General features: G+C 67.2%; 17 protein-coding genes. 8 read left to right on the forward strand and 9 right to left on the reverse strand.

All coding sequences use genetic code 11. From position 1 onward, the window contains the following. Window positions 1–66: 66 nt before the first annotated feature. The 3 genes from EJI00_RS07585 to EJI00_RS07600 form a co-directional block, all read right to left on the reverse strand. The gene (locus EJI00_RS07585) at window positions 67–1,479 is read right to left on the reverse strand and encodes a GTPase/DUF3482 domain-containing protein (protein ID WP_126746858.1); all 1,413 of its coding nucleotides are present in this window, start codon (window positions 1,477–1,479) and stop codon (window positions 67–69) included. Next, window positions 1,476–2,876, reverse strand: a complete 1,401-nt coding sequence (locus EJI00_RS07590; protein WP_126746859.1) for a DUF2868 domain-containing protein — start codon at window positions 2,874–2,876, stop codon at window positions 1,476–1,478. Before EJI00_RS07590 ends, EJI00_RS07585 begins: the two co-directional genes overlap by 4 nt. A 427-nt stretch (window positions 2,877–3,303) precedes the next feature. Next, entirely contained in the window at window positions 3,304–3,927 is a 624-nt protein-coding gene (locus EJI00_RS07600; protein WP_126746861.1) for a TetR/AcrR family transcriptional regulator, read from the reverse strand. Window positions 3,928–4,000: 73 nt separating this feature from the next. Here EJI00_RS07600 and EJI00_RS07605 point away from each other — a divergent pair, with 73 nt between their 5' ends. Continuing rightward, complete coding sequence (locus EJI00_RS07605) at window positions 4,001–4,429, forward strand: VOC family protein (protein ID WP_126746862.1); 429 nt, start codon at window positions 4,001–4,003, stop codon at window positions 4,427–4,429. A 6-nt stretch (window positions 4,430–4,435) separates the two neighbouring features. Here EJI00_RS07605 and EJI00_RS07610 read toward each other — a convergent pair whose 3' ends face one another. Further along, window positions 4,436–6,298: an ABC transporter ATP-binding protein gene (locus EJI00_RS07610; RefSeq protein ID WP_126746863.1), complete on the reverse strand. Its 1,863-nt coding sequence runs from the start codon at window positions 6,296–6,298 to the stop codon at window positions 4,436–4,438. A gap of 98 nt (window positions 6,299–6,396) precedes the next feature. After that, window positions 6,397–6,726, reverse strand: a complete 330-nt coding sequence (locus tag EJI00_RS07615) for a hypothetical protein (RefSeq protein ID WP_260590496.1) — start codon at window positions 6,724–6,726, stop codon at window positions 6,397–6,399. 208 nt (window positions 6,727–6,934) lie between these two features. On the opposite strand from EJI00_RS07615, the gene EJI00_RS07620 reads away from it, so the two are divergent. The 6 genes from EJI00_RS07620 to EJI00_RS07645 all read left to right on the forward strand — a co-directional run bounded on the left by EJI00_RS07620 (window position 6,935) and on the right by EJI00_RS07645 (window position 11,048). After that, window positions 6,935–7,189 (forward strand): hypothetical protein, encoded by a 255-nt coding sequence (locus tag EJI00_RS07620; protein WP_260590498.1) that lies wholly within the window; start codon window positions 6,935–6,937, stop codon window positions 7,187–7,189. Between the two features lie 115 nt (window positions 7,190–7,304). Then, window positions 7,305–7,883, forward strand: coding sequence for a helix-turn-helix transcriptional regulator (locus EJI00_RS07625; RefSeq protein WP_260590500.1), 579 nt, complete (start codon window positions 7,305–7,307; stop codon window positions 7,881–7,883). A gap of 141 nt (window positions 7,884–8,024) precedes the next feature. Further along, a complete protein-coding gene (locus tag EJI00_RS07630) occupies window positions 8,025–8,267 on the forward strand; it encodes a hypothetical protein (protein ID WP_126746864.1) in 243 nt (80 codons plus the stop codon). A 77-nt stretch (window positions 8,268–8,344) separates the two neighbouring features. After that, a complete protein-coding gene (locus tag EJI00_RS07635) occupies window positions 8,345–9,175 on the forward strand; it encodes a DODA-type extradiol aromatic ring-opening family dioxygenase (protein WP_126746865.1) in 831 nt (276 codons plus the stop codon). Between the two features lie 28 nt (window positions 9,176–9,203). Then, complete coding sequence (locus EJI00_RS07640) at window positions 9,204–10,091, forward strand: alpha/beta fold hydrolase (protein ID WP_126746866.1); 888 nt, start codon at window positions 9,204–9,206, stop codon at window positions 10,089–10,091. Between the two features lie 141 nt (window positions 10,092–10,232). Continuing rightward, a complete protein-coding gene (locus tag EJI00_RS07645) occupies window positions 10,233–11,048 on the forward strand; it encodes a MipA/OmpV family protein (RefSeq protein ID WP_126746867.1) in 816 nt (271 codons plus the stop codon). Here the strand turns inward: EJI00_RS07645 and EJI00_RS07650 are convergent. From EJI00_RS07650 to EJI00_RS07665, 4 genes are all read right to left on the reverse strand, one after another. Further along, complete coding sequence (locus EJI00_RS07650; protein WP_126746868.1) at window positions 11,036–12,445, reverse strand: ATP-binding protein; 1,410 nt, start codon at window positions 12,443–12,445, stop codon at window positions 11,036–11,038. The genes EJI00_RS07645 and EJI00_RS07650 overlap by 13 nt on opposite strands. Then, a complete protein-coding gene (locus EJI00_RS07655) occupies window positions 12,442–13,107 on the reverse strand; it encodes a response regulator transcription factor (protein ID WP_126746869.1) in 666 nt (221 codons plus the stop codon). Before EJI00_RS07655 ends, EJI00_RS07650 begins: the two co-directional genes overlap by 4 nt. Before the next feature lie 83 nt (window positions 13,108–13,190). Next, window positions 13,191–14,207 (reverse strand): Bug family tripartite tricarboxylate transporter substrate binding protein, encoded by a 1,017-nt coding sequence (locus EJI00_RS07660; protein WP_126746870.1) that lies wholly within the window; start codon window positions 14,205–14,207, stop codon window positions 13,191–13,193. Continuing rightward, window positions 14,204–15,202, reverse strand: coding sequence for a Bug family tripartite tricarboxylate transporter substrate binding protein (locus EJI00_RS07665; protein WP_126746871.1), 999 nt, complete (start codon window positions 15,200–15,202; stop codon window positions 14,204–14,206). Before EJI00_RS07665 ends, EJI00_RS07660 begins: the two co-directional genes overlap by 4 nt. A 167-nt stretch (window positions 15,203–15,369) precedes the next feature. On the opposite strand from EJI00_RS07665, the gene EJI00_RS07670 reads away from it, so the two are divergent. Further along, entirely contained in the window at window positions 15,370–16,821 is a 1,452-nt protein-coding gene (locus tag EJI00_RS07670; RefSeq protein WP_126746872.1) for an FAD-dependent oxidoreductase, read from the forward strand. Window positions 16,822–16,839: the final 18 nt, after the last annotated feature.

Here is a 16,839-nt window from a genome sequence, read left to right on the forward strand (position 1 = left end):
GCCAGTGCCGGTGCGTAGGAATCCGTCGCCTCACGCTGCAAGTGAAGGCAAGCGAAGGCTGGACGCTCAGTTTTCGAAAGCACCTTGGAGCGTGCGCGCGAGCTCGGCCGCAAGTGCCTCGCGCTGCGGCGCAGGGCGCCAGAAGCCGCGCACCGCCACGCCCTTCGACTCCCACTCCGGATGATTGCGCGCCGGCCGCGCCGCGCGAACGGCAGCCGCGGTGGCGCGTGTCGGCGCGTCCTGCGTTGCGCTGGTTTCGGCCGCAATGCGCCCGGTGGCCGCGTGCCCGCGCTGCTCCAGCGCGCGCGTGAGCTTCAGTTGCCATGCCACCACCGTGAACAGCACGCCGTCTTCGATGGTGAGCTCGTGCACGTCGCGCAGCTTGTTCACCAGCTTGCGACCGAAGGGGCCCCACCCCTGCGAAACGGCGCCGCCGATGGCACCGCCCACCGCGGCACCCGCGCCCAACGAAATGCCGGCGACGGCAAGGTCCGCCACCACGCCCACAGCGGCGCCGATGACCGCGCCCTTGCCGAGACGCAGGCCCGCGTCCTTCATTGCCTCGGGGCTGAAGAAGTCCAGCGTCCAGCGGCCTTCGACGAGCGGCAGCGGCGCTTCGCCGGCATCGCCCTGGCGAAAACCGTAGAGCGCGAGCAGGTCGTCCGTGCAGCGCTGCGCCTTGTCGAAAACGTCTTTCTGCAATGCGGCGACGAGCGCCTTCCGGCGCGCGGTGTCCGCGAATTCTTCGGCCGGCACGGTGCGGCGCAATGCCGCGGCGTCGACCAGCAGTTCGGCGATGCGCGCAGAGGCCACGCGGCGCCGCTCGGCGGCTTCGGCGGCCAGCGAATCCACCACGCTGTGCAGCAGTTCGCGCCGGCCGCGCAGCAGTGTCGAAAGATCGGTGTAGAGCTCGCGCTCGGCCCCGACGAAAGGCGCAGCGGCGTCGAAGCGCACCTGCACGTGGAGGCCATAAGCCGAGAGCAGCTCTTTCCATGCGGACTCGCGGCTTGCCGCATCGCGTACAAAGTTGAGCACCGGCAGTACGGGCCGCGCGCAGGAGTTGAGCAGTTCGATCTCGTCTCGAAACTTGGGCAGCACCGGCTCCCGCACATCGATGACGAGAAAGGCCGCATCGATGCCGAGCATGGTGCGCAGCACCTTGGCCTCCTGCTCGAACACGCCGTGCGCCTCGGGGCCCTGCAGAAAGTTGCGAATGCGCTCGGGCGGCGTGGCCTGCGGATCGAGCCCGGCCAGGTGCTCGCGCAGGGCCACCGCATCTTCGAGCCCCGGTGTGTCGAAGAAGCGCACGGCAGCCTGGCCGTTCACTTCAAGGTCGGCCGATTCCACGTGGCGCGTGGTGCCGGGGCGCTGCGACACCTCGCCGAAATTCGCGCGCCGCGTGAGCGTACGCAGCAGCGAGGTCTTGCCGGCGTTGGTGTGACCGACGACGGCGATGAGGATGGCTTGCTGCTGCGTCATGGTGTCGTGCCGAGTTGCTGCAGGGCGTCTTCGAGCCGGTGCGTGGCCGCGACGCGTTGCAGGCCTGTGCCCTGTAGCCAGTCCACCCAGCGCTGGGCCAGCCCGGCGTCAGCCGCGTCTTCTGCCGCATGGGCCGGCCACAGCCGGCATTCGCCGCAATGGGCCAGCACTTCGCGCAGAAAGCGCTCGGTGCCGCGGTCGGGGCTCGATGCGGCATGGCACACCAGCAGCACCGCACGCGGGCGTGCCAGCGCCAGCTGGTCGACCAGTGCGCGGCGAGCAGGGGCGCTGCCGTCGATCCGCTGCACCTGCGCGGCAGGCAATCCCTCGGGCGGCCATGTCAGGTCGGCAGGCAGCTCGAACCCGATGACGAAGAGCGCATCCTGCAGTTCCGAAGGCGCGAGGCCGGCAGGTGGGGTGCCGGGCGCGCGGCCTGGGTCGGCATCCACGATGGCCGGCGGCGCGAGTGCGGCGAACCTGGCGATGAGCTTGCGGTAGTAGGGCTCGCTCCAGTCCGGCTGCAGTGCGGCCCTGCGCCTGTGCCACACCGCGGCGCTCAGCAATACCAGCGCAACGCGCGGCAGCAGCCCGTACACGGCAATGCAGCCCGTGAGCCACATCGCCCATGTGCGCTGGCCCGCGGCACCAGGGGTGACCGAGAGAATGGTCGCGGCATCGGGAACCGGAAAGCCGAGTTGCGCCGGCGCCCAGCCCAGCGCATGGACCGCGCGCACAAAGAAGGCGGGATCGAGAATCGTCGTTTCCCAACTCAGCGTGTAGCTGCGGAATGCAAGCGCGAACAGCAGCGCGGCCAGCACGACCGCGAAAGACAGCGCCCAGATGCCGTGGCTCACGAGCCCGAACGCCCAGGGCAGCAACCGGGCCCGGCTCAAGAGGCCGGTGGCCGCCCGCAGCAGCACCGGTGCCTGGCCCCGCTTGCCGCCGGCTACGCGCGCGGTGAGCGAAAGCCAGATCCATCCGAGCGAGCTTGTATTGAACGAGCCGAAGGGCAGCCACAGGCCGGCCAGCCACAGCAGCAGCGTGAGCAGGTGAATGCCCAGCAGGCTGACAAGCGCGACGATCACGTTGATGTGCCGTTCGCCGCCGCCGACCACGTTGCCTGCCAGCCCCAGGCCGGCAACGACGACCAGCGCCACCAGGCCAAGCAGCACCCACGGCCCCCATTGTCGGATGCGTGACAGTTCGGATTGAAAGCCGATGCGCTCGCCGAGCTGGAGCGCGCGCGACGTGATGCGCGCATGCGCATCAGCTGAGCGGGAGGCGGCGGTGCGCATGGCTTGCGCATCGTCGAGTGGACCTTTCTCTTCGGTCCATCGGATCGCCTCGGTAATGACCGCGTCCGGAAAAGCAGATTCGCGCAACGCGGTGTTGGTCAACAGGGTCCCTTCGCAAGTGGCGTTCCGCGATGGCGGAAAGCGCGCAAATTATGCCCGGCGCGCTGCGAAGGACTCTGTGCGAACGGCTAGAGAAGGGACCGCAAGCGATCCCTTTCGTGCAACACCGCGGAACCGGCTCTGCCGGGCCGCAGGCGTTGCCCCCTGGCGAGGGGGAGGAGAAGCGGCACGAAGTGTGCGAAGCCTGGAGGAATGGCTGGTTCTAGCGAAGGCCGAAGAACGAAAGCACGGCCACGACAACCACGACCAGACCGACGATATAGATGATTGAATTCACGCGAGGACTCCTCGTTGTTGACGACAGCTTCAGCATCGCGCCTGAGGAGGCCGGTTACTGTCGGCGAGGGGCGGCCTGTGCTGTAGGACTCGCCAAGACCCAGGCGAGCGCATGTGCCCCGCCGGCGCAGCCTCAGGCCGCGGGCTTGCGGCGCGGCTCGGGGCCCAGCGCCTGCTCGAGCAGCCAGCGCATTGCCGAATGGATTTCTTGCGCGTCGGCGCCTGCATCCATCTCGAGTGCGGCCCGGTCGAAGGCTGCGGAGAGCAGCCGGGAGAGGGCGTCGAGCGAGACTTCTCCCTTGCCCAGGCCGGCTTTTTCCAGCCCTTGGCGCAGCGAGCCGGCCGAGGTCGCTTCGTCGATGGCCGTGAGTTCTTCCAGGCCCAGCACGGCGGGGCCTTCGATGAGCAGCAGCCGCGTTCGGCCCGGCACGCTCATCGCGTTCAGGTAGGCCTTGCTTCCTTCCAGCAGGGCTTCGCGCGGCGTCATCTGCCCCGGCGTGGCCGCTTCGATGTCGGCGGCCACGGTTTCGGCTTCGCGCACCAGCACCTGCCTGAACAGGTCGCGCTTGTCCGCGAAATGGTGGTAAAGCGCGCCACGGGTGATACCGGCGGCAACAGCAATCTCGGGCGTCGAGGTGTCCCCGTACCCCTTGCTGACGAACAGTTCGCGCGCAGCGTCGATGAGCGCAAGGCGCGTGGCTTCCGTGCGTTCGCGGTTGGTTCTGGATTGATGAGCGTCGGCGAGTGATTTAGGCATTTACATACAGGCTGTCTGTAGATTAATATTCAACTTACATGCAGGCTGTATGTTAATTGAAAGGACGGACGCCATGAAAGTGACGAGCTACTACCCGGTGATCATGACCAACGACGTGGCCGGAACCGCCGGCTTCTACCAGGCGCATTTCGGCTTTACCCCGCTGTTCACCAGCGAGTGGTACGTGCACCTGCAGCTGGCAGAACATCCGTCGGTGAACCTTGCCGTGCTCGACGGCCGGCACGAGACCATTCCCGCACCCGCGCGCGGCCAGGTCGCGGGCGGGCTGCTGCTCAACTTCGAAGTGGACGACCCAGATGCCGTTCACGACCGGCTCGCCGCGGCCGGCCTGCCGATTCTTCTGCCGCTGCGCGACGAGGACTTCGGCCAGCGCCACTTCATTACCAGCGACCCGAACGGCGTGCTGATCGACATCGTCAAGCCGATTCCGCCGAGCGCCGAGTTCGCGGCGCAATACGAGGCCGGCGCCTTGCCCACCTGAAGCTGGCTACGCCCGCAGCGCTTCGCCTTCGTCTTCGTCGAGCGAATCGCCCAGAAAGCCGCCGCTCTGGTGCGCCCACAGTCGCGCGTACAGCCCGCCTTGCGCCATGAGCGAGCGGTGGTCGCCTTCTTCCACCACGCGGCCTTCGTCGAGCACGATGAGCCGGTCCATCGCCGCAATGGTCGAGAGGCGGTGCGCAATGGCAATCACGGTCTTGCCTTCCATCAGCCGGTACAGGCTTTGCTGGATGGCGGTTTCCACCTCGGAGTCGAGTGCGCTGGTGGCCTCGTCGAGCAGCAGGATCGGCGCGTCCTTCAGCATCACGCGTGCAATGGCCACGCGCTGGCGCTGGCCGCCCGACAGCTTCACACCGCGCTCGCCCACGTGCGCCTCGTAGCCGCGCCGGCCGGTGGCGTCGCCCAGCGTCTGGATGAATTCGTGCGCCTCGGCGCGCCTGGCGGCGGCCTCGATCTGCTCCTGCGTGGCGTCAGGGCGGCCGTAGGCGATGTTGTCGGCCACCGAGCGGTGCATGAGCGAGGTGTCCTGCGTGACCATGCCGATGTGGCTGCGCAGCGAATCCTGCGTCACATGGGCAATGTCTTGCCCGTCGATCAGGATGCGGCCGCTCTCCAGGTCATGAAAGCGCAGCAGCAGGTTGACCAGCGTCGACTTGCCCGCACCCGAGCGGCCGACCAGGCCGATCTTTTCGCCCGGCTTCACCACCAGGTTCAGGTCGTCGATGACGCGGCGGCCCGCATCCGCATAGCGGAAGCTCGCATGCTCGAAGCGCACCTCCCCGCGCGGCACATGGAGCACGCCGGCATCGGGCGCATCGAGCACGATGCGCGGGCGCGACAGCGTCTTCATGCCGTCCTGCACGGTGCCGATGTTCTCGAACAGGCTGGTCATCTCCCACATGATCCAGTGCGACATGCCTTGCAGGCGCAGTGCCATGGCGGTGGCCGCGGCCACGGCACCCACGCCCACGGTGCCGTTCGACCAGAGCCACAGCGCCGTGCCGGCCATGCCGGCCGTCAGGCCCATGCTGAGCGTGTGGTTGACGATTTCGAACGCGCTCACCAGCCGCATCTGCCCGTAGCCCGTGTACATGAATTCGCGCATCGCCTCGCGCGCAAAGCCGGCTTCGCGCTGCGTGTGCGAGAACAGCTTGACCGTGGCGATGTTGGTGTAGGCGTCGGTCACGCGGCCGGTCATGAGCGCGCGCGCATCGGCCTGCGCTTTGCCCACCTTGCCCAGGCGCGGCACAAAGTACATCAGCGAAACCGCATACAGAACGAGCCAGATGATGAACGGCACCACCAGCAGCAGGTCGAGCACGCTCACCAGCACGATGATGGTCACCACGTACACGCCCATGGCCACCACCACGTCGGCCAGCACAAAGAGGGTGTCGCGCACCGCGAGCGCGGTCTGCATCACCTTGGCCGTGATGCGGCCCGCAAATTCGTCCTGGTAGAAGGCCATGCTCTGGCCCAGCATCAGCCGATGAAAGTTCCAGCGCAGGCGCATCGGCAGGTTCACCGCCAGCGTCTGGTGCTTGACGATGGTTTGCAGCGCGACCACGCCGATGCTGATGACCAGCAGCGCGGCCAGCCACATCAGCGTGTCGCCGCGGTCTGCCCACAGCCGCGACGGCACCTGGCCGCCGAGCCAGTCGACCACGCGCCCGAGCACGGCGAACAGCAGCGCTTCGAATGTGGAAATGGCCGCGGTGAGCGCCGCCATGGCGGCCATCTTGAGACGCAGGCCCTGCGTGCAGGCCCACAAGAAGGCGAAGAAGCCCGTGGGGGGAAGCGCCGGTTCGGCAGCGGGATAGGGGGGGAGGAGTTTTTCGAAAAAACGGAACAAGGCGTGCAGTCTCCAGGGAGAAGCTGCGACTTTATCCCGGGCGGCGTGTCCTTGCCCCGAAAGGGTGCGTTACGGCGTTGCGCCCTGCAGTGCCCGTGTCATTCGCCCAGAACACAGAACCAGTGCCAGCGCACCACGCGGTGCCCGCAGTAGCGGCCAACGACGCGCGCAGCCAGCTCCTGATTGGCGTACATGTCCGCACGCCTGTCGACCCAAAGCATGGCTTCGTAGAGGTCGTCCGAGTCGCCGGTCGAGTCGAACTTGTCCAGCAGGGCATTGGAGAGTGCCCAGTTCGAAAATTCGTCGCCGCTTGCCGCCTGGTTGCGCAGCAGGTCGAGTCTGGACTGCGCCGCGGCACTGAACGGGGCTGCCGCGGCTGCAGGTGCCGGTTCAATCGGTGGCGTGACGCCGACGGCCGGACTGTTCATCGCGAAGGTCAGGAGAGCGCCGGAGACGACCGCCCCTGTCGCGAAGGACCCGATGAGCTGCGACCGATTGGAGAGCCGAAGCATGATTGAATGCCATACGATGCCGGGTTGATTCATCGACGGATCGTAGGCAGGCGGGCTGCGTCGCGTAATAACCTAAACAGGTGATCAATTGAATTTAGGAGTTGCGCTCCCCGCCCAGCCTTCAATGCCCGATTGCACCGAACAGATCTACGCCCTGTGGGACAAGCTCGCGAATTACCCCATCGGCGATGGCGATGAAGCGCTGGAGCACCTCCTCGGCAGCCTCTGTTCGATCTTCGGCGCGCACAACGCACTCTGGTCGGTGGTCGTGCGGCTGCCCAGCCCCGCGGTGGGCGACGCGTTGAACGGCTGGCGTCCGCTGTACGTCCGGCTTTTGCGGCCCTTGCCGCCGGTGGCCGCTTCGGTCCGATTCTGTTGAAAAACTCGAATTGCGCTCTCTTGGGCACATTTGCAGGGGTGGTCAAACCATTCCCTGGGCCGCGATCGTCGATCCTGGGTCGATCTGAGAGGTCGATTTTCGCCACGGTGCAGCGGTGAACGCTGCGACCGAGTTTTTCAACAGAATCGTCCAGGAGCAGTTCGACACCTTGTGGTTGCCGGCTGTCGACCTCTCGCAAATCCTTGCCGTGTCGGGCGAGGCACCGTTCCGCACACAGCTGCTGTTTGAAGCGCTGCCTCCCGAGTGGTTCAACGGCGCCCACTACCAGCGCCATTACCTGGGTGTCGGACACGCGGACAGCATGTCGATGCGTTGCGCGATCAATGCCGATGTGCGGGTGCATCTTTTCATTTTCCGAAGCACGGAAACTCCCCGGTTCTCATCGGCGGAAAAGAACCCTTTCGGCCTGGCGCTTCGCGGGTTGCGGTGGTTCTATCGCCAGCAATTGCTCAGCCGCGGGCTCCTCATTGCGAACGCGCCGCTCACCGCAACGGAGCGCAGGGTCTTGCTGGGGTTGCTCGAGGGAAGGGCGGAGAAAGTGATCGCAGCCAATCTGGGTCAAAGCCCGAATACGACGCACATTCACGTGAAGTCGATCTATGCCAAATTCGGCGTGCATAACCGGGCGGCGCTGACATCCCTCTGGCTCGGGCGCCTGCCCGAATCCCGCTGATCCAACATCGATTCCATCGCGCGGCGACCTCACGCGTCATTGTTTCCGATGACTCCTTGAGCGTGCGATCTCCCTAGGCTCGGGACCTACCGTTCCGCCGGGCCAAGACCTCACAGGCGGTTCCAACTCGAGGAGTCCACTGTGAACACAAGCCGAATCTTCCCGTTGCCGCTGCCGGCCGACGCAGTCAACGTGCCGAGCCCGTCCGTACACGACGCTTTCAAGCGTGCTTTCGAAAGTCTTGTGCGGCGCTGCGCTGCCGACACAGCCGACCCGCGGGAACGCTACCTCTCGCAATCGGTCGATCATGAAGATCTCGAGAACCGCATGCGTGAATGGGAGGCGTACGAAGCCCGCTCGCGATGCCTTCCCCCCGCGCTGTGATGGTCTACTGGTCTGTCGAATCCTGATGGGGAATGTCTGGAGCTACAGTCGACGCAACGCCTTCACGGAGCATCGGCTTGACCCACGACGACAACACCTCCCGCCTGCCTACGTACTTCATCTCGCATGGCGGCGGCCCCTGGCCCTGGATGAAGAAAGAGATGGGCGGCGTCTACGACCAGCTGGCCGCCTCGCTGGCCGACATGCCGCGCCAGATCGGCCGCACGCCCGGCGCCATCCTCATGGTGTCGGCCCACTGGGAGGCGCCGGTCTTCACCGTGCAGGGCAATCCGCGCCCGCCGATGATCTACGACTACGGCGGCTTTCCGGCCCACACCTATGAAGTGCGCTACGACGCGCCCGGCTCGCCCCAGCTCGCGCAGCGCGTGCAGTCGCTCCTGACCGCGGCCGGGCAGCCAGCGGCCATCGACCCCGAGCGCGGCTTCGATCACGGCATGTTCTCGCCCATGGCGGCCATGTACCCGGACGCCAGCGTGCCCGTGGTGCAGCTGTCGCTCAAGCGCGGGCTCGACCCGGCGGAGCACCTGGCGCTCGGCCGCGCGCTTGCGCCGTTGCGGGGTGAAAACGTGCTCATCGTCGGCAGCGGCCTCAGCTATCACAACCTGCGCAACTTCGGCCCGCAGGCGCACGGCGTTTCGAAGGCGTTCGGCGACTGGCTCGACGACACCGCTGTGCAGGCATCGCCCCAAGAACGCGTGCGGCAGCTGCAGGATTGGGCCTCGGCCCCATCGGCCCGCATGGCGCATCCGCGCGAGGAACACCTGATTCCGCTCATGGTGGCGGTCGGCGCGGCCGAGCAGGAAGCGGGCGAACGCATCTATCACGAAGACGACTTCATGGGCGGGCTGGTGGTGTCGAGCTACCGCTTTGGCGCGGCCGCCAGCTAGAAGAACCGCCCGTTGGCAGAATCGGGCGATGCCTTCCATCCCCGATTCGAAATCCACTCCAGGCTCGAGCGGCGAAGCCCGCCTGCTCATCGAACGCATCGCCGCCACCGGCACGCGCCACGACGTGGTGCACGGCGGCATCCGCGTCTGCTGGCGCCGCTTCGGCGCTGAAGAAAGCCCTCATGCGCCGCTGGTTCTGCTGCACGGCGGCCATGGCAGCTGGATGCACTGGCTGCGCAATGTCGAAGCGCTTTCGGCCGGCCGCACGCTGTGGCTGCCCGACATGCCGGGCTTCAACGATTCGGATGCGCCGCCTCGGGCAGCGCCCGGCGAAGACCCGCTCGGCCCCTTGCTCGATGCGCTGGGCGGATCGCTCGACCAGCTGATCGGCGCCGGCACACCGATCGACTTGGGCGGCTTCTCCTTCGGCGGACTCACCGCCGCGCGCTTTGCCGTGCGGCGCGGTGCCATCCGGCGCCTGGCGCTGGTGGGCAGCGGAGGCCACGGCACCCTGCGGCGCATGGCGGCGCAAATGATCAACTGGCGCGCGGCACCCAACCGCGACGAAGAACGCGCCGCGCTGCTGCACAACCTGGCCGCGCTCATGCTGCACGACAAGGCCGCCATCGACGCGCTGGCTTTCGAGATTCACGACATTTCCTGCCACGGCACGCGCTTTCGCAGCAAGGAGGTGTCGCAGGCCGGCGGGCTGCAGGCCGCGCTCGACACCATCGGTGGGCCGCAACTGCTGCTGTGGGGCGAGTACGACGTCACCGCCGATCCGCGGCCGCTGGTGGCGCAGCTCACCGCCGGGCAGCCGCAGCGCGAAGGCGTGGTGATCGACGGGGCAGGGCATTGGACGCAATACGAGCGCGCTGACGAGTTCAACCGGCTGCTGCTGCGCTTTCTGGGCTGAGCGCCCGCAGCCTCGCACCTGCTTCGTGCGCATTCATCGAATCTTAAAAAGCCTAAAGAGTTATTAAAGCCTCAGGGTCAGCATCCGGCGGCGAGGCGGCTGTGCCGCTTCGAACCTTCGACTTTTCACCTGAGGATCCTGATGAAGAAGCAAACCCGCCTTGCCGCCCGAGGCTCCCGTTTTCATGGCCGCCCGGCCTTCACGGCAATTGCCGTTGGCGTCGTCTCCGCCACTTGCCTGGCACCCGCATGGGCACAGTCCGACGAAGAGAAATTCCGGGCCGGGGGCTCCCAGTGGGGCCTTGGCATTGCAGCGGGAACGGACCGCAAGCCCTACCGAGAATTCGACGACAAAGGGGTCGTCATTCCCATGGTCACCTACGAGAACCGGTGGGTCAGCGTTGCGGGTCCGAGCCTTGACCTGAAGCTTCCTTCCGCCGGTCCGGTGTCCTTCCGGCTGCGTGCGCGCTACACGTCCGACGGCTACGAGGCCGAAGACTCTCCCTACCTGACCGGCATGGACGAGCGCAAGGCCAGCATCTGGCTCGGCGGTGCGGCAATCTGGCACAACGAGCTCGCCAATTTGTCGGCCGAGCTGCTGGCCGACGCTTCCGGGCACAGCAAGGGCACACGGGTCAAGCTGCAGGTCGATCGTCGCTTCACTTCGGGTGCCTTCAGCTTCACGCCGCGGGTCGCGGTGCAGTGGGCCGATCGCAAGTATGTGGACTACTACTACGGCGTACGCGCAGCGGAATCGCGCGCGGACCGCGCCCAGTACGACGGCAAATCCGCCGCGAACATTGAGCTGGGCCTGCGCGTGGACTACGCCGTCGCGCCCAAGCAGACGATCTTCCTGGACGTCAGCGGCACCAGCCTCGGCAGCGGCATCAAGAACAGCCCGCTGGTCGGCCGGTCGAGCCAGACCGGCGTGCGCGTTGGCTACCTCTACAGGTTCTGAAGCGCAGGAGCCTCGGCGGAGCCCAACGCCGGAAACATCACGCGAATGCCGAGGCCGCGGCCGTCGAGCCCGGCGCCGGTCTCGATGGTTGCGCGGTGCACCTCGGCGATGCCCGCCACCAGCGACAACCCGATGCCGCTGCCGCGCGACGGCGCGCCGGCCACGCGGTGAAAGCGCTTGAAAATGGCCGCGCGCTCCGACGCGGGCACGCCGGGCCCGTCGTCGGTCACCTCGAGGTACACGCGCCGTTCCTGCGGCGGCGCCGTGCCCGGTTCCTCACCGCAGCTCACGCGCACGCGCCCGCCCTTGGGCGTGTAGCGCAATGCGTTGTCCACCAGGTTGCGCAGCAGGATGCCGATCTCGTCGATGTCGCAGCGGATGGTGCACGGCTGCGCGTCGAGCAGGATGGTGCGCGCGTGCTGGAGCGCATGCACGTCGAACTCGTTCGCCACGTGCATCACGAGCGCGCCGAGGTCGGCCGGCGCATGCTGCGGCGCGTTGGCGCCCGCATTGAGGCGCGCCAGGTCGAGCAGCTGCTCCGACAGGCGCGTGCTGCGCTCGGCCACGGCGAGCAGCTTGGCCAGGGCGATGTCCTTCTCGGCCGCGGTAGGCGCGCGCAGCGCGATCTGGGCCTGCGCCTGCAGCGCTGAGAGCGGCGTGCGCAGCTCGTGCGCCGCGTCGCCGATGAAGCGGCGCTCGCCCTCGACCGCCTCGTCGAGCTGCCGCAGCGCATGGTTGAACGACGCGACCAGCGGATGCAGTTCGCGCGGCAGCGGCGCCGGAGACAGGGGCGTGAGGTCGAAGCTGCGCCGCTGGCGCATCTGCTCGCCCAGCGCCAGCACCGGCTTGAGCGAACGGCGCACCACAAACCACATCAGCGCGCCCACGAGCAGCAGCAACAGCGTATTGATGACCAGCGCGGTCATCGCGTCCGCGCGCAGCTCGGCGTCCACCACGCTGTGCAGATTGCCCACCTGCACATGCACGCGGCCGGTCTTGTCCGAGACGGAGTAGACGCGCCATCGCGCGCCCCCGATCACGCTGGTGGCCGCGCCCCCGGCGAAGCCGGGCCGCAGCGGGGTGTCGGGCGCGCCGGGCGAGCGCACGAGCAGGCGGTTGCCGTCGAGCCAGATCTGGAACGCGAGCGCCTCGCTCTCGGGCAGTGCCTCGTCGCGCAGCTGAAGGCCGTTGGCGCGCGGCCGCAGCCCCTTGAGCTTGTCTTCGCCGGGGATGGTCAGCAGGATGCGCGTGGCGATGGTCTGGAGCTTGTCGTCCCAGATGCTGTTCCTGTTGTGCGTGAGATAGACGAACAGCACCGCGAGCGCCACCGCCCAGCACAGCGCGATGGTCGCGGCGATCACCATGATCATCCGCGCCTGCAGCGAGTTCAGCCTCATGGACGCGGCTGGCCCACCACGTAGCCGTGCCCGTGCACGGTCCGGATCAGGTCGTCGCCGAGCTTGCGGCGCAGCTGGTGGATAAACACAGCGATGGTGTTGCTCTCGACCGCGCTCGCGTTGCCGTAGACGGCGTCCTGCAGATGGTCGCGCGTGACCACGTGGCCGGGCCGCTCGAGCAATGCCAGCAGCGTGCGGTATTCGTGCGCGCTCAGCGTCACCTCGACACCGGCCTTCGACACCACGCGGCGGCTGCGGTCGACCTCGATGTCGCCGTGCGAGAACACCGGGATCACGCGGCCCTGGCTGCGCCGGATCACCGAGCGCACGCGCGCCCAGAGCTCGTCGAACTGGAAGGGCTTGACGATGTAGTCGTCGGCGCCCGCGTCGAGCCCGTGGATGCGCTCGCTGAGCTGGCCGCGCGCAGTCAGCATCAGCACGGGCGTGGGGTCGTAGCGGCCGCGCATCGCGCGCAGCACCGAGAGCCCCGACTCGCCGGGCAGCCCGATGTCGAGCAGCACGGCGGCATAGGCATGGTCGATCAGCGCGAGCCGGGCCGTGGGCGCATCGCAGACATGGTCAATGGTCCAACCGCCCTGGCGCGCGCCGTCGCACACCGCCTCTCCCAGCATGGCATCGTCTTCGACCAGGAGCAGGTGCATTGGAGGGGCGTGGGTATGGCGCGTGAAAAGCAGTGCGGATGATGCCCCAGAGTTTTTAATATCTTTCTAAGCTGGAGCTTTTGCTATTGCTTCACCAGCCCCAGCTTGCGGATCATGTCGCCCCACTGGTCGTAAGTGGCTCGCGTGAGCTCGGCCAATTGGGCGGGGCTCGATGACTCGGCTTCGTAGGCGCCCTGGCGGAAGAAGTCGCGCGTGGCGGGCATCGCCAGTACCTGCGCAAGCGCGCCGTTGAGCCTGGCGACGATAGGCGCCGGCATGCGCGCGGGCCCGTAGAAGCCGAGCCAGCTCGGCATGTCGACGCCGGCAACGCCTTGTTCCGTCATCGTGGGCACGTCGGGCAGCATTGCGCTGCGCTTCGGCGCGGCCACCGCCAGCATGCGAACCTTGCCCGTGGCGGTGTTCTGGATGGCGTTGGGCGCGGCATCGAAGTAGTACTGCACGCGGCCTGCAAGAAAGTCCTTCGCGGCATCGGCACCGCCTTTGTAGGGCACGTGCACCACGTCCAGCCCCGCCTTCTGCGCGAAGGCCTCGCCGTAGATGTGCGACGAGGTGCCGGTGCCGAAGGACGCATAGCTCATCTTGCCCGGGTTGGCCTTGATGTAGGCCACCAACTCCTGCACCGTGCGCGCCGGCACGCTCGCATGCACGGTCAGCACCAGCGGCCCGCGTGCGCCGAGCGAGATGGGCGTGAGGTCCTTGAACGGGTCGTAGCGCACTTGCGCCAGCGTCTGCGGGTTCTGCGCGACCACGGAAGAAGGCGCGTACATCATCGTGTAGCCGTCGGGTGCGGCGCGAATCACTTCCTCGGTGGCAAGGATGAAGCTCGCACCCGGCCGGTTCTCGACGATGACCGGCGTTTGCAGCACCTCGCCGAGTTTGTTGGCGACAAAGCGTGCCTGCGCATCGGAGGCGCCGCCCGCTGCCAGGCCGAGCACGATGCGGATGCTGCGGCCCTTTTCAGGGAAGGCCGCGGGCTCGGCCGCGAGCACGCTGTGCGGCACTGCGGTTGCGCCAAGTGCGATGCCGAGGCCAAGGCACGCGGCCATGCGGCGACGGATGAAGAAGGGCGAGCGGTTCATTGCCTTGCCAGCCCCACCTGCTGCACCATCGCGCCCCAGCGCTCGTAGCTCGACCGCGTAACGCTTGCAAATTCCTCCGGCGTGGAGGCGCCGGCCTCGTAGCCGCCCGAGCGGTAGAACTCGCGCACCTGCGGCATTGCCAGCACCTGCGTGAGCGCCGTGTTGAGCTTGGCGACCACCGGCGCCGGCATGTGCGCGGGGCCGTAGAAGCCGAGCCAGCTCGGCAGGTCGAGCCCCGTCACGCCTTGCTCGGCGAAGGTGGGCACGTCGGGCAGGGCGGCAATGCGCGCGTTGGCGGCAATCGCCAGGATCTTCACCTTGCCGGTGCCCGCGGTGATGAGGGCCGACGAGGCCGAATCGAACATGTACTGCACGCGGCCGCCGATCAGGTCCTTGGCCGCGTCCGAGCCACCCTTGTAGGGAATGTGCACCGCGTCGATGCCGGCCTTCTTGACGAAGGCCTCGCCATAGATGTGCGACGAGGTGCCCGCGCCGAAGGAGGCGTAGCTCACCTTGCCGGGGTTGGCCTTCACGTAGGCGATGAGCTCCTTCACGTTGCTGGCGGGCACGGTGGTGCTCACCGACAGCACCAGCGGGCCGCGGCCGCCCATCGAAATGGCGGTGAAGTCTTTGAACGGGTCGTAGGGCACCTGCGAGAAGGTGTGGGGGTTCTGCGCCATGGTCGAAGAAGGCGCGTAGAGCAGCGTGTAGCCGTCGGGCAGCGCACGCGCCACCTCGCTTGCGGCGAGCATGGTGCTGGCACCGGGCTTGTTGTCGACGATCACGCCGGTACCCAGCACTTCGCCGAGCTTCTGCGCCACGATGCGCGCCTGCGCGTCGGTGCCGCCGCCGGCGGTAAAGCCCACCACGATGCGTATCGGCTTGCCGCCGCGCACCGGAAAGTCTTGCGCCAGGGCCAACGGCGCCAAGCCCAGCAAGGCCGCCGCGCCGAGTGCAGCGCCGAACGCACGGCGGGTGCCGCGAGGTTTCTTCATCGATGTCTCCGTTTATGAATGTTCTTCTTATATTGATTTAGAAATCCATAAAAATCCACATTACCTAGGGAATACCCCGAAGTGGAGCTGTTTTCAAGCTTTTGTGTTTGACAAAATGAACATAGAAATCAAAATACGACGAAACAGCCTATCCAAGACACCTATCCATGAAAACTATCGTCCGCACCGACGAGCGCATCCTCAGCTCCGACATCTTCGACCGTGACAGCCGCGTCAAGCGTCCTGACCACGGCACCTGGGCCGAGCCCGGCAAGAACATTCCGGTCTATCACCGCTGCGGCGTGCTGGTGGTGGGCGGCGGGCCTTCGGGCACCGCGGCCGCCGCGGCTGCCGCCCGTGCCGGTGCCGACGTGGCGCTGCTCGAGCGCTACAACCACCTGGGCGGGCTTTCCACCGGCGGCCTCGTGATCTGGATCGACCGCATGACCGACTGGGAGGGCAAGCTGGTGATCCGCGGCTTTGCCGAAGAATTGTTCGACCGCCTGCCGGCCGATGCCATTGCCGGCCCCGCGCGCGAAGACTGGGGCTCGCAAGACGCGGCCAAGGCCGCGCACTGGTCGCAGCGCACGGCCGCTTACCACGGCGTCGTCACCTGGTCGCCCACCATCGACCCCGAGCGGCTCAAGCTCCTGTCGCAAGAGATCGTGCTGGAGCGCAAGGTCAAGCTCATCTATCACTCCTGGGCTGCCATTCCCATCGTGCAGGACGGCACCGTGAAGGGCGTGGTCTTCGAGAGCAAGGAAGGCCGAATGGCCATCATGGCCGACGTGGTGGTCGACGCCACCGGCGACGGCGACCTGTTCGCGCGTGCCGGTGCGGCCTACGTGAACGACATCGAGGAAGCCGACGTGCACCACTGCATGAATACCTCATGGCTCTTCGGCGGCGTGGACATGAACCGCTGGATCGAATTCAAGGCTGGCCAGCCCGAGGCGTTCAGCGCCTTCATGGCGCGCGGGCGCGAAGTGTGCGGCCTGTTCGAGCGGCCCTTCGTCTCGTGGCGCAACGACGTGGCGCTGTTCATGGGGCCGCGCCAGTCGGGCTACTCGGCGCTGGACGTGGACGACCTCACGGCCGTCGAGGTGCGCTCGCACCGGGCCATGGCCGCGCACCTGGACTACTTCAAGGCGCATGCGCCTGGCTTTGAAGATGCGTACCTCATGCTCAGCGCACCGCAGATCGGCGTGCGCCATGCGCGGCGCCTCACCGGTGTGGGTGCGGTGCTGCGCAGCCAGTGGCCCGACGGCGTGGCGCTGGCCGACGAAGTGGGCGTAACGCCCGCGGTGTCGCCGAAGTTTCCGAACATCTCCATTCCCTACGGCGCGCTGGTGCCGCAGCAGCTCGACGGCCTGCTGGCCTGCGGGCGCCACATTTCATGCGACCGCAACTCGCACGGCTTCATGCGCGAGATTCCGCAATGCTGGATCACCGGACAGGCCGCGGGTGTGGCGGCGGCGCTGGCCTCGCAGGGCGGTATCGAGCCGCGCTTTGTCGACGTGGGCACGCTGCAGTCGGCGCTGCTCGCGCAGGGCGTGTACCTGCGGGGCGGTGCCGTGCAGGGCGCGCATGCACCGGCCGTTGCCGAAGCCGGCGCCTGAACGTTTCGCCATGAGTCC

This window comes from Variovorax sp. DXTD-1, assembly GCF_003984625.1.
Classification (GTDB): Bacteria; Pseudomonadota; Gammaproteobacteria; order Burkholderiales; family Burkholderiaceae_C; genus Variovorax.

Excerpts from the sequence above, each read along its gene's own strand:
- EJI00_RS07640 (WP_126746866.1), top strand. The coding sequence starts at position 9,204 with ATGCCTTCCATCCCCGATTCGAAATCCACTCCAGGCTCGAGCGGCGAA.
- EJI00_RS07665 (WP_126746871.1), bottom strand. The coding sequence starts at position 15,202 with ATGAAGAAACCTCGCGGCACCCGCCGTGCGTTCGGCGCTGCACTCGGC.
- EJI00_RS07670 (WP_126746872.1), top strand. The coding sequence starts at position 15,370 with ATGAAAACTATCGTCCGCACCGACGAGCGCATCCTCAGCTCCGACATC.
- EJI00_RS07655 (WP_126746869.1), bottom strand. The coding sequence starts at position 13,107 with ATGCACCTGCTCCTGGTCGAAGACGATGCCATGCTGGGAGAGGCGGTG.
- EJI00_RS07600 (WP_126746861.1), bottom strand. The coding sequence starts at position 3,927 with ATGCCTAAATCACTCGCCGACGCTCATCAATCCAGAACCAACCGCGAA.
- EJI00_RS07615 (WP_260590496.1), bottom strand. The coding sequence starts at position 6,726 with ATGAACAGTCCGGCCGTCGGCGTCACGCCACCGATTGAACCGGCACCT.
- EJI00_RS07660 (WP_126746870.1), bottom strand. The coding sequence starts at position 14,207 with ATGAACCGCTCGCCCTTCTTCATCCGTCGCCGCATGGCCGCGTGCCTT.
- EJI00_RS07605 (WP_126746862.1), top strand. The coding sequence starts at position 4,001 with ATGAAAGTGACGAGCTACTACCCGGTGATCATGACCAACGACGTGGCC.
- EJI00_RS07585 (WP_126746858.1), bottom strand. The coding sequence starts at position 1,479 with ATGACGCAGCAGCAAGCCATCCTCATCGCCGTCGTCGGTCACACCAAC.
- EJI00_RS07620 (WP_260590498.1), top strand. The coding sequence starts at position 6,935 with ATGCCCGATTGCACCGAACAGATCTACGCCCTGTGGGACAAGCTCGCG.
- EJI00_RS07650 (WP_126746868.1), bottom strand. The coding sequence starts at position 12,445 with ATGAGGCTGAACTCGCTGCAGGCGCGGATGATCATGGTGATCGCCGCG.
- EJI00_RS07645 (WP_126746867.1), top strand. The coding sequence starts at position 10,233 with ATGAAGAAGCAAACCCGCCTTGCCGCCCGAGGCTCCCGTTTTCATGGC.